The sequence below is a fragment of the Leptospira alexanderi serovar Manhao 3 str. L 60 genome, assembly GCF_000243815.2.
Classification (GTDB): Bacteria; Spirochaetota; Leptospiria; order Leptospirales; family Leptospiraceae; genus Leptospira; species Leptospira alexanderi.
The window spans coordinates 42,934-55,000 of sequence record NZ_AHMT02000053.1 but is presented as its reverse complement, the minus strand read 5'-3'; the positions used below and the strand labels follow the sequence as shown (position 1 = coordinate 55,000).

Genomic DNA, 12,067 nt, shown 5'->3' with positions numbered 1-12,067 from the left:
AACGGAATCAGCGTAACGGATGAAGAGTTCGAAGCTAAATTCAACTTCAAAGATCTCAATGGATTTATTCAGGTATTTTTTTTCATCCAATCCCTCGTAAAAGAACCCGCCGATTTTTCATTTTTCGTAGAAAGCCTCTCAGAATATATGAGAGCCAACAACATCATATATACGGAAGTATTTTTTGCTCCGTCAAAGTTCATCCAGAACGGGCTCGATTTCGAAGAGATGGTAAACTTTCTCGTAAATCGCATCCGAGAGGAAAAGGAAAACGACGGAATCACAATACGATTGTTAGTCGACGTATCCCGTTCTTTCGGACCGGAAAACGCGATGAACAATTTGAACCGAGTTTTGAAACTCAGACATCCCGAGGTGATCGGGATCGGACTAGGTGGCGCGGAGCTTATGGGGCCTGCGAGAGACTACCAGGCCGTTTTCCAAAAGGCGAGAGAAGCAGGTCTGAGAGTGGTAGCACATTCCGGAGAAGACGACGGCCCTTGGGCGATTTGGGAAGCAGTGGAACTGCTCAAAGCTGAAAGGATAGGACACGGAACCTCCGCTATCCAAGATCCCGAACTGGTAAAATATCTGAGGGAGAATCACATCCCTATCGAAATTTGTGTGACGTCTAACGTGTTTACCGGAAAATACGTCCGAAAGGAACAGAACCACCCCGTTCGTTATTATTATGATCAGGGGCTTCCCCTCAGCATCAACACGGACGATCCCGAGATATTCAACGTAAATCTTACATACGAATATTATAAACTATGGAGATTCTTGGATTTCTCTTTGGATGAAATCGTGGATCTAATCCGCCAGGGAGTTTTTGCATCCTTTCATCCGAACAAAGAATCACTTTGGTCGGAAATGGAAAAAAAGATTTATCTCGTAAAAGCAAGATACGGTCTAAAACGATAAGATTTACCTTACTCGGATAAATTCGAATCCACACCGTTAGGAATTAGTGAATAGGTGATTTACAAAAATAGAAAAATTCTACTTTGTTAAATCGAAATCTCTCTATTAGGAAAGTAGAGTTGTTGAAAAATTAATTCTCCATTTATTTTTGTTTCACTAAAATGAACGATTGAAGCAGTTTTGTTAATCCCACAATTGAATTTTTCAATAATGTAACGTGAGTTCGATATAACAAAATGCGAAAGCGATTATATGTTTCGACCCGTAGGGAGAAACATTGAGTTAAATTCCGAAGGAATTGGAGCATTATGTTGCGATCGTAGGCAGCAACATTGAGTTAAAGCGCGGTCGCGAGCTATTTTATCTATGAAATTCGCGAGCTGCGACGACGACCCGCAGAGCGACCTAAACACCGACCCATAGGAAGGTGTTTGCTGAGTTCAGGAAAGCTCTGCGCCTGAGTTCAGGGAGTCGTTGCACTTTAGTTTCTTATTCGCCCAAACTTTCTCCACGAGCTCACGTTAATGTACTAGAAACATCTCAAAAATACTTTATCTTTGCTTAAAATGCCGATTCCAATCATTCTAAGATATTTTTGAGATAGGCTTTAGTTAAATTTGAGAGTCCTTTTATATTTCCAAAACTCTTCGAATTTGCCAGATTTGGGCCTTGTTTGCTAGATTGGAGAAAAAGAAGCCCAAAAAGAAGAAATTCAAATGAACTAACATCCTATTCTTATAATTATATAAAAATTAAGAAAGATTTGAATTAATATTGTAATGTGACATAATTATATAATGATGAAAACCATAGAAACCTCCTTAGAAAATCAAAAAATCAAACTCAAACCAAGATTAAATGGATTCCAATTGCACATTTGGGATAGTACACAAAACAAAGAATTATTAAAACCGGTAAAAGAATTTAGCAAACAAATCTACAAAGACGCAGGCTACTCGGAATATGAAACCGTTGATTTAGACAACTGGTCAAAATGGTTTTTTGTAACCTTCGATGGACATCTTCAAGCTGCGACTAGAATTGTAGAAAAAACACAAGAAAACTTGATTCCTTTGGAGATCGTCAAAAGATTTCCATCCGGAGAACACTATAATCTCAAAGATATTAACGTAGCCGATTGGAACTCAGTTAGTTTTAAACAAACAATTATTGGATTTCAAGCTTTCAAAATTGCCGCAAGTGAATTGGCTCAATACTGCCTGATTCGAAAATTCAGCATGGTTTACGGTATGATCAATCCAACATGGAAAGGATTACAACGAGTGTATTTTGACAATGGAGCAATTCCTTCCGAGGAACATTCAGAAATGGTTTACTACCCCGGATGTTTTCTAAATGGTGAACTAGCTCTCTTTCAGTTGATCGAAATCAGAGAAAACGCTTTACAAAATATCGCGTCAAAATTGTAGTATTTCTGTTGTAAATAGACATGAATTTTTCGAATTATCTTTGTATTGGCGTCTCCCTATATATTTTCTTCTTGGGAATGTATATTTTTAGATTTCCGGATCGTAAAAAGATACAAAGATATTTTCTGACTTTATCTGGTTTTTTTTCGATTTGGATTTCAGCCTTTGTAATACGCCAATTTATAAGCTATGAATACCGCCATTATGCTTTTGATTGGATGTTAATCCCTACGATTTTCTTTCCAATTCTGTTTGATCGGATTGTTTCTCTGCTACAATTAAATTGACCGTGTCTCGATCTTTTTCTATTAAATTTATATATTTTTCGATAATTGACTTTGCGTTTGGAATTTTTTCAGCCCTACGGATTAAACGACTCCATTCCTCTATTTTAGTCGCAAGGTCCTCGCGAAATTTGACAACATTCGTCATCCTCGGTCCCGCTCCATTAAGAACCCAATCTTTTTTATAATTAAAAACTACTTCAATAATAAAAGCAGTTTGTTCCGTTACCTCAATATCATCCGATTCAATTCTACTCAAAAGTGCCTGAGAAATGAAAATCGCAGAAGCAAATTGATTTTGCGTCATTTTTTCCCCGGCTCCTTCGGTTCGAATGAATTTGATCCTTTGCCCTGGTGTTTTTAGTTCCATCTAATTGCATTACAAAATAATATTTTTTTCTTGATTTTTATGCTTAGAGCATAAAATGTAGTTAATCGATATGCAGAAGGAATATTCCAGTCCATTCATAGTATTGGATAAAATCGCTCGAATTATGCAATCTAAATTCCTTCAAGAAGCATGCCTATTTAATAACAAAACCCTATTCTTTCTTTTGAGGAAAGATTTTGGAAAATTATGGAGACATTCAATTCATAAAATGAGATTCCCCAACAACTCTTTTCAATGTTATTGCTACTTTCGTATTATATCTTTGTACTTCGACGAAAATCTCATTCATACGAATATCTCTCGCATACAATCGGCTTTAAACTGCAGCGCATTTTATTCTGCATACGAAGAAAGATATGTATGACCTCAGTCATGTATTAAATGAAAGAAAACAAAGTTTAAAATCAAATTACAGTCCGAGAAATTAACTCCATTGAGAATTCGATTCATACAAAGACACTTTAAGTTAAGACCAAGCAAGTTACTAGTATTTATTCCATTTTTTTTTGTCGGACAAATTATTCTCGGTGGATGGGAGACACATTCGATGATTTCTTATAACAAAATAAAAAACAAAACACCCCTCAGCTTTAATGATATTGATTTCGAGGAATTGGAAAAGACTCTGAAAATTAGGATCGACGATTTTTCAAGAGAATCAGTTCGTCGAAGTGATAATCTTAGACGAATTCTAGCTTTTAGAAAATTCGCCAGTTTTCACAAGGATACAAACCTTATGCCACTGGAACTTTTCGAAGATCAATGAATTAACAGCGCGTCCCAAAACCCCAGTTTACTTTGTCAGAAAGTTCAAGCTGCAAGGCTCTGTCCCAGTTTTGAGACAGGTTCTAAATTTATTAACATCAATTATAAAACACAACCCATACAAAACCACCAAAAATCAAGCACCTGTCCCAAACTTCAGTATAATGAATTATATAATCGACAAACATTCAAATATTGTAATTTGGATGAACCCGCTCCGAATCAACTGACAGGTGTGGAAACCTGGGCATATTTCAATCCAGATCAACACGAAGTCATATATTCCCTCCACTATATCCACAGGTTGGAGAACCGTTTCGTGCGGAAATTAGAGATGGAATCGCGCAAGATTTTATTCCAAAAAAAGTTTATAACAAAACTTCCGGACAGAAACGAGTTCTGCAAAGTTGGGAGGATCAAATTGATCCTGAGACAGAAACGGAATCAAAGAATATCGAATCCACATTCCGGAGCAGATCAAACGAGTATTACTAGTATTACTCATCACCTACATAATAGAGTGTCCAAAATTCTGCGTCTAAACGGGAATTTGTGCTAAAATTGGCGGTATTCCTTTATGTAGAGATCAGTAGCGGACGAAGCGACTCGAAAGACGTTTCTGTTTCTTTTGCAGAAATGCGCGAATTTAAAATCAGAGATTCAAAATTGATATTCAATCGGATTGGGATTAGCCAGATTCCTTCAGTTGCGTTTTGCGTGCGCTTTCTCGATTTTAAACGCGCACAGACAAAATTGAAACCTGAAGGATAAAACCGAAAAACAAGGAGAAAGTTTGGTTTTACTCCCTTGGATCTCTAATATTACGTATATCTCACCTACCAAAGTCGGTTTTGACCGAGTTTTCCAAGAGTCTTCAACCAAATCGCTCCTACAAATCTAATTTTTTACTTTTCGAACCATTCAATTGTCCGAACCTCAGTCCCATGCAACCAAGAATCAATATCATCACTCTCGGTGTAAAAGACTTTGAAAAAGCGGTTCGTTTTTACGAGGAAGGTCTTGGATTCCCCAAAATGAAATTTGAGGGAAATGTCGCCTTCTTTACGTTAAACGGAACTTGGTTTGCTTTGTACCCTCTGGAAGAACTCGCCGCCGATGTAGGCGTTTCCGCGAAAGGAAACGGTTTCAGGGGATTTACCCTCGCCTACAACGGACAATCCAAGGAGGAAGTGAACCAAGTAATTGTAAAAGCGGAACAAGCCGGAGCAAAAATCGTTAAACAACCTCAAGACGTTTTTTGGGGCGGCTATTCTGGTTACTTCGAAGATCCGGAAGGATATTACTGGGAAGTCGCCTGGAATCCCACTTTTTATCCTGGCCCTAAAGACTTCTGACCGACCATATCTTTTTTGCAAAATATTTGTACGGTCCTTTGAGTATAAATTCCGCCAATCGTCCAATGGATGACGTTGTCCCAAAAATTTCTTAGAATCAGAATCTCCGGTTTCCCTTTAGCGCATTGAATCTTCGGAGTCTCAAATGCGTTGATCATACCGAATAAGTATCCTCCTTGCTTGAAGGTTTGTTCTGGCTCGGATTTCAAAGGAAGAAGATTCGATGTATTATAAACTCTTAATGTAGTATTGTAACAGACCTCGGTCGTCAAAGTTACAAAAATAAAGAATATTATTTTAAATAATTTCATGGCTCAACTCAATTATAACAAATCAGATTTAAGGTTCTCGGGGAATAAATCCCGAGTGTCAACTGCTCGTAGATAAAATCCAAAAACGTGGAATATTGACGCACTTCTTTGATTCCGTTCGGACAATAACCCGTTGCATCAATTTGATACTCTCTAGGAACTATTCCCCAGAAGTAAAAGGATTGGGAGACCTCGTGTACCTTAGGCGGTTGCGCGTTGAGTCTGGCTCTTTCCTCTAAATCGTTTTTACACTGCCTTCGAAGAACAGGCGACACACAAGACTTAAGTGGTTTTTGAGGAAAACTCATTTGTACATTTTGACAGTTCGCGTATAGACTCAAAATCAAAAATATTATCAAGATCCTAATGATTGGCCGCCGCTTTGACATTGACATAACCCTTCCCAAATATTCCTACAAAAAGATTAAAATCAGTTTCATTCGCATCGGTATTTCTATAAACAGCTAGACAGTACCGACCCTTTTCCAATAATGGAATTTCGATCTTACAGGAATACGTGTTTCCTAAGTTCGTATTCGTACATTCCCTCTTAGAATCAAAAAGAAATCCCTTTTTTAGAAGTCGAACCCTCAAGTCCGAATCCGTGGAATCGACTTGAAAAATTCCTAATACGTTTTCGGACTGGTTGATTGTAAATTCATAATTTTGAATATTCTTTTCGGAATATATTTTCCCATGGACGAACGACTGAAGACGAACGATTCCGTTTTGCTCGTTTTGAATAAAAACGAGCCGTTCGGAACCTCCGTTTACTTGACAGCGGATAAGCATACAAGCCGTCATCGTCAGAATGATTTTTAATGGATTTCGCATATTATTTGTTTTGTTGTCTGTAAACTTTAACCGGTCGATTACTTCCCCCGGTACTTACATAGACATAACTTAAACTTAATTTCGGTACGGTAATACCCGAATAAATCTGACGGTTGGTAACGTCTCCCAATCCGTCGCCTCCCACTTGCTCCCAGCCATCGGAAGAACTTCCCGGATTTTGAATATTCGTTCTCCAAATTTGAATCCCGTTTTCGTTGTCAAAACCCACATAGAGATACGATCCATTGGCTACCACCATCGTTATACTGTGGTTGAAAACGTTTCCAAAATTCGTAAAACCAGTTCCGTTATCTCCAACCACGGACCAATCTCCCGAATCACAAGTGGATTTGTTTCCGCTCAGAGTCGGATCGCATTTCCAAAGTTGAGGTCTTCGATTCGTATAACTTCCGTCCGTACAACCTTTCACAGTTTGCAAACTTTTTCTAAGCCCAGAGTGATCCTCCGAAGTTACGCAGATCGTTCTTGTAACATACATTTTTCCGTTAAATTCGGCGAACTGAGAAAACGCTTTATCCGCTGGAATCAAATCCCGATCCCTTACGAGTTCGAGAGAAAACCAGTTGTTGTTAGGTGAGTTATGCCATTTTGAATTGGATCTAGGCGCTGCGTCTTCCCAACCGGAACAACGATTTTTTCCCTCACAAGAGGCGGGGTTAGCACTTTTGGAACGTATAATACTTCCATTATGTAAGGAATTCGGAAATCCCCCGTTTGCGGCATAAAGTTTTTCCTTAAAAACAAAAAGAGAATCTATTCCCACATAATAGCCCCAATTGACTGTCGAACCGCCAAGCTGATCCAATTTGTTACCGTTATTTCTAGCCGCGACAGTTCGAATAAAACGAGCCGTCGAACCTACGCGACCCTTATATTCGTCATCCAAACTCTCCCCACCGAAGTAAGGCATTCTATCGATTCTAAAACGACTTCCATGCTGTCCATCGGTCGCATCACAATTGTTTCCGATTACACATCGAGTTGAATCGGAAGTATGAAAGGTGATTTTACCGAAATCGGGCGCGTTCGAACGGTTATTTTTTTTAGCGAAACCGACATAAACTCGATTATCAAAAACAGCAATAGACGAAGCTCCCGCAGTCAATGCTCCGGTAATCGTTCCCATATCAATATACTTAAAATCAAGACCGGCATCCGTGTTCGAAGAGTAGTAGAGATAGTCTAAGCCGCCTAACGATTTCGAACCCGCTACGAACATATGAGGTCTTCCGCCTAACAATCCTGTCGCAAAAACCCCTCTTCCGTCCTCGTTATCCGGACAACATCCAGCGAGAATGTCCCCACTGTTACGAGTGCAACCTGCATGACCCATCGTAACGTAATTAGCGGAACTTCCCGACAAAGCAGTGTTACTCGATTGTTCCCCGACCGCATCCTTTGCGAAGGAAAAGAAAACCGACTCCGGAGAGGTCCCGTCGTAACGAAATCGAACAGCTTGATTTCCTTTCCTATTCGGACCGAGATAAACTTGATAATTATAATTGGTAAGAGCGCCGAAAGACGAACCATCTCCGAAAGGATCCGAAATAACGGGACCGTCCGCGAAGTTTACGGGAGAACTTCCGCAACCTACAAAATTCGCCCTATCTTTCGGAGAAGATTGTAAATTCTCTTGACCGGATGAGTCACTGATCGCTCCCCAAACATCGTTATCAAACCCGTCTCCGTCCAACCGATTTGCCGCGATCACCGTGTAGTGACCGCCCGATTGAAGAAGGGTATGCGTTAGACATACTTTGGAAGGATCCGCAGGCGCTCCGCCGCAAACCTTCCCATTTAAAACTTTCGCACTCGTAACATCTCCTAAAGAGGAAACGCCTGCGAATTTATACCTCGATTTACACTGAGACGGATTCGAACATTCCGCCGACTTTGCGATATCCTTTCCGGCATATAAAGGTTTGGAAAAAGAAACGATCACTCGGTTTACGGAATTACAAACCGCATTCGTTAGTTTAAGTTGCTCCTTTCCCATAAAATCGGCGTTATTCGGACAACCCAAGGATTTGGGAGCGTAAGAACGATCGTGAATCCCCGGTTTGTTTACTATGAGCGTGTATGCCTTGTTCGAATTTTGTGAACCGGAAAGAGTGATCGTAAACGTATCCCCGGCTCCACTGATACTTTTCAAAGAGAAATCTCCGGTTTGAGAATTTCTTTTGAAATCCGCGTTATTGGAACAGGTTCCGACCAAAGCGGAACTATCTACGACCTTGTAATTGGACAGTTTTAACGCTTCCTTATTGTTTACGAATTCGGAATATACAACCCGAATCGCGGTAGGCGACAAGGACGTAACCGATTTAACGGTAGGAACCGCTTTATTATATTTATTTACTATAAGAAGCGTGTTTCCGGATATCGAACCGTAAGTCGCCGTGATCGTAGAATATCCCGTCCCGGATCCTGCAACAGCCAATCCCTTCGATTTAGGCGCGTTACTCACGCTTGCATTATTCGTACTGGAACTGAACCAAGTAACCGAAGAAGTCAAATCCCTTTTGGTTCCGTCCGAGTACATTCCCACTGCGAAGAACTTTGTCTTTGAAGTTGATTCTACGTTCGGCTTTGTGGGAGATACCACGATCGAGGAAAGAGTCGCCGCACTGACGTTTAGATCGGTGGTTCCCGAAACGGAACGGTAAGTAGCGGTGATTTTACTTGTCCCGACTTGCAAAGCAGTCGCTTTTCCCTTGGTTCCGACCGCATTAGAGATGTTAGCCGATGAAGTATTGGAACTAGACCAAGTAACAAAGTCGGAAATATCTTGTGAACTACCGTCCGAATAAACGCCGAGCGCGGTGTATTGCTGGGTAAGCCCTTTGGCAATATTACCGTTCTCCGGACTGATTTCGATAGAAACCAATTCGGACGAAGTCACTCTGAAATTTACCGAATTACTTTCTACGGAATCGTAATACGCGTGAATCTTAGTGGAACCCACAGAATGTGCGGCTGCCAATCCCCGATACTCTTCAGCGTTAATAATATAAGCCACTAACGGTTCGGAGGACAACCAAAGCACAAGATTTGTAAGATCCCGTTCGGAACCGTCCGTAAATGTTCCTTTTGCTTTGAACTGTTGAGTCAGCCCCAGAGCTTTCGATGTGGACTCTGGACTAACGGTAATACTTGCCAATTTTGCCTCTGTAACAGTCACCGAAATCGGAGAACTTTGAATGGAATTGTAAGTTGCCGTAATATTCGAACTTCCTAAAGTAGAAGCGAGCGCAAGACCTTTTTTATCGGCGGTGTTTTCGATCGCAACTCGGGAGGAATCGGAGGAAGTCCAAGTCACAACCTGAGTCAAATCCTGGGTAGATTTGTCCGAATAGATCCCCGTCGCTATAAATTGTTCCGTAAGACCTTTAGCAATGGAGGAACGAATCGGTGTCACTTCGATAGAGGTAAGAGTCGCGGGAGTGACATTTAAAGTAGAAGAGCCCGACAAGTTTTCGTATCTCGCAGTGATGTTTGTACTTCCGGTAGCGACTGCGGTAACCAAACCTCCCGAAAGTATGTCGTTGTTGACCAATGCTTTATTCGAATCAGAAGAAGACCAGGAAGCCATTCTTGTAATATCTGCCGTAGAATTATCCGTATATGTCGCCGTCGCTTTAAATTGGTAGGTTAGCCCTTTCGCAACGGACGGATTACTTGGCGTCACTGCAACCGAAACGATAGCCGGAGAAGTCACCATAGCCAATTTGGGCGAACTTGAAATAGAACCTAAAGTGGCGGTAATATAACTGTCTCCCCACTTGAGCATATGCGCCAATCCTTTGCTTCCGGCAGCGTTCTCAATACTTACGATTTCCGTATCTGAGGATTTCCAAGTGACTTGTTCCGTAATATCCTGCGTAGAATAATCCGTAAAAGTACCCGTAGCCTTAAAGTTTTTCGTAAGTCCCTTTGCAGTTGCAGCGAAATAGGGAGAGATTTCGATAGAAACGAGTTCCGCTGCAGTTACGGATAATTCGACAGTGGGACTGCTAACTTTTCCCAATGCCGCTTTAATATTCGTAGTTCCTATCTTTTCTCCGCGAACTTCTCCTTTGTATAACGGAACGTTATCAACCACGGCAACTGAAGGATCGGATGAAAACCAGGTAACGGAAGAAGTGATATCGGAACTGGAATTATCCGAATAGATTCCTCTAGCGGAAAAGTTCTTTTTTAAGCCCTTTGCGAGAGTGGCAGTATTCATCGGACTGATTTGAATCGAAGCGAGAACCGCAGGAGCCACCTTAATGGTAGTTTTCCCGGACGTAGTCCCCAACTTGGCCGTAATAGTCGCGCTTCCGACCGCAGCAGCCTGTCCCATTCCTTCTCTACCTGATACGTTAGACACACTTAAAGCTTTCGAAGAAGAAGTCCAAGTGACCGAGGAAGTGAGATCCTGCTTGGAGTTATCCGTAAAAATACCGGTCGCTTTAAATTGCTGAGTCAAACCTTTCGGCATCGAAGAAAGAATCGGAGAAATAGAGATCGAAACCAAAGACGCCTGAGTAACCGTAAAGTCCGTAGAACCTACGACTCCGCCAACGGAAGCAATAACTTTAACAGCGCCTTGATTCAAAGCGGAACCCAAACCGTGACTACCGCTCGCATTGGAAACAGTAAGAATGTTCGTATCCGAAGAACTCCAAGTAACCTGATTCGTGATATCCAAATTTGAATTGTCCGAAAAAATACCGGTCGCGATAAAATTTTCCTTAAGACCTTTGGCCTTGGAAGAATTTACGGAAGAAACGGAAATGGAAACCAAAGACGCCGGCACAACGTTCAACGTCGTAGAACCGACCGAAGAACCGATGGAAGCCAAAACGGTAGTGGAACCAGTACTAACAGTTTCCACCACACCTTTTGGCTGAATTGTGGCGATCGTATTATCCAAAATATCCCAAGTGACCAAAGAAGAAATGTCCTTATTCGAGTTATCCGAATAGATCCCCGTCGCGACCAATTGTTGCTTCTTTCCCAAAGGAAGATTCGAATTTACTGGAGTTACTTCAATCGAAGAAAGAGTCGCCGATCCGACGGTCATAGTTGCAGAACCTCTTTTAGACCCGAAGGATGCATGAATATGAGCGGTTCCTAAATTAAGGCCGGAAGCCAAACCGGAATCGTTCACACGAACTAAAGACGAATCGCTGGAAGACCAAATCGTCAATGGATCGTTGGAAAGATCCTGATGGGACCCGTCCGAAAAAATACCGATTGCGGAAAACTGACGATTCAAACCTCTCGGCAAGGAATCCCGCTCTAAACTCGTAACTTGGATCGAATCTAAAGTCGCGGACGTTACTGTGATTTGGAGCTGAGAATACAAGCCCTTGTATTCGGCTTGAAGCGTGGAAGACCCCAACGAAATCCCTCGAGATCGATTCCCTTGGACCTCTACGATGGCTTGAGAATCGGAAACGATGGAAGTGGAATCCGTAATATCCATGTTCGTTCCATCATCAAAGATCGCGGTCACTTGAAGAGCCGTACTCATTCCTTTAGCAATTGAGGAATCTTGAGCACTGAGTTCGATTCGAGTGATAACCGGATCCGAAGCGATCCCAAGAAGGAGAAGAAAAGGATTGTTACCGCCGCCTTTATTACCGGTGGACAAACCTACGGCCCCGACTACGAGAGGCCAAACCATACAACCTTGAAAAAACAAGGAAAGAAAAATAGAAATAGAAAATATTTTCTTCATCGACTTGCCTTATATTATTTATTT

9 protein-coding genes and 2 pseudogenes (1 of these 11 cut by a window edge) are annotated in these 12,067 nt (G+C 41.4%); 6 read left to right on the top strand and 5 right to left on the bottom strand.

The annotated features are described in order from the left end of the window. From add to LEP1GSC062_RS22415, 3 genes and pseudogenes are all read left to right on the top strand, one after another. A protein-coding gene (gene add / locus LEP1GSC062_RS18095; RefSeq protein ID WP_020985059.1) for an adenosine deaminase crosses the window boundary here: on the top strand, positions 1–924 show its 3' portion. It extends 405 nt beyond the left edge of the window; the window shows 924 of its 1,329 coding nt (coding positions 406–1,329); its start codon lies beyond the left edge, outside the window; the stop codon is at positions 922–924. Between the two features lie 797 nt (positions 925–1,721). Next, positions 1,722–2,354 carry an LBL_2463 family protein gene (locus tag LEP1GSC062_RS18090; RefSeq protein ID WP_020985031.1) on the top strand — a complete coding sequence of 211 codons (633 nt, stop codon included), beginning with the start codon at positions 1,722–1,724 and terminating at the stop codon, positions 2,352–2,354. A gap of 20 nt (positions 2,355–2,374) precedes the next feature. Continuing rightward, positions 2,375–2,629 (top strand): annotated as a pseudogene (locus LEP1GSC062_RS22415) (LIC10906 family membrane protein); the annotation flags it as partial. Here the strand turns inward: LEP1GSC062_RS22415 and LEP1GSC062_RS18085 are convergent. Continuing rightward, positions 2,583–3,008 carry a helix-turn-helix domain-containing protein gene (locus LEP1GSC062_RS18085; RefSeq protein WP_010576067.1) on the bottom strand — a complete coding sequence of 142 codons (426 nt, stop codon included), beginning with the start codon at positions 3,006–3,008 and terminating at the stop codon, positions 2,583–2,585. The pseudogene LEP1GSC062_RS22415 and the gene LEP1GSC062_RS18085 sit on opposite strands and share 47 nt — an antisense overlap. A 568-nt stretch (positions 3,009–3,576) precedes the next feature. Here LEP1GSC062_RS18085 and LEP1GSC062_RS18080 point away from each other — a divergent pair. The 3 genes and pseudogenes from LEP1GSC062_RS18080 (at position 3,577) to LEP1GSC062_RS18070 (ending at position 5,149) form a co-directional block, all read left to right on the top strand. Next, positions 3,577–3,795 carry a B9T54_RS14040 family protein gene (locus LEP1GSC062_RS18080; protein WP_010576066.1) on the top strand — a complete coding sequence of 73 codons (219 nt, stop codon included), beginning with the start codon at positions 3,577–3,579 and terminating at the stop codon, positions 3,793–3,795. 163 nt (positions 3,796–3,958) lie between these two features. Further along, positions 3,959–4,256, top strand: a pseudogene (locus LEP1GSC062_RS25085) (hypothetical protein); the annotation flags it as partial. A 482-nt stretch (positions 4,257–4,738) separates the two neighbouring features. Then, positions 4,739–5,149, top strand: a complete 411-nt coding sequence (locus tag LEP1GSC062_RS18070; protein WP_020985058.1) for a VOC family protein — start codon at positions 4,739–4,741, stop codon at positions 5,147–5,149. On the opposite strand, the gene LEP1GSC062_RS18065 is transcribed toward LEP1GSC062_RS18070, so the two are convergent. From LEP1GSC062_RS18065 to LEP1GSC062_RS18050, 4 genes are read right to left on the bottom strand one after another with little or no spacing between them, the layout of a single operon-like run. After that, a complete protein-coding gene (locus tag LEP1GSC062_RS18065; RefSeq protein ID WP_039942594.1) occupies positions 5,125–5,460 on the bottom strand; it encodes an LA_3781 family PerA/PerB upregulated protein in 336 nt (111 codons plus the stop codon). The genes LEP1GSC062_RS18070 and LEP1GSC062_RS18065 overlap by 25 nt on opposite strands. Positions 5,461–5,468: 8 nt before the next feature. Beyond that, positions 5,469–5,849, bottom strand: coding sequence for a Bor/Iss family lipoprotein (locus LEP1GSC062_RS18060; RefSeq protein ID WP_139356676.1), 381 nt, complete (start codon positions 5,847–5,849; stop codon positions 5,469–5,471). Continuing rightward, positions 5,824–6,294 (bottom strand): LIC_10463 family lipoprotein, encoded by a 471-nt coding sequence (locus LEP1GSC062_RS18055; RefSeq protein WP_010576645.1) that lies wholly within the window; start codon positions 6,292–6,294, stop codon positions 5,824–5,826. Before LEP1GSC062_RS18055 ends, LEP1GSC062_RS18060 begins: the two co-directional genes overlap by 26 nt. 1 nt (position 6,295) lies before the next feature. Further along, a complete protein-coding gene (locus tag LEP1GSC062_RS18050; RefSeq protein ID WP_039942590.1) occupies positions 6,296–12,043 on the bottom strand; it encodes an Ig-like domain-containing protein in 5,748 nt (1,915 codons plus the stop codon). Positions 12,044–12,067: the final 24 nt, after the last annotated feature.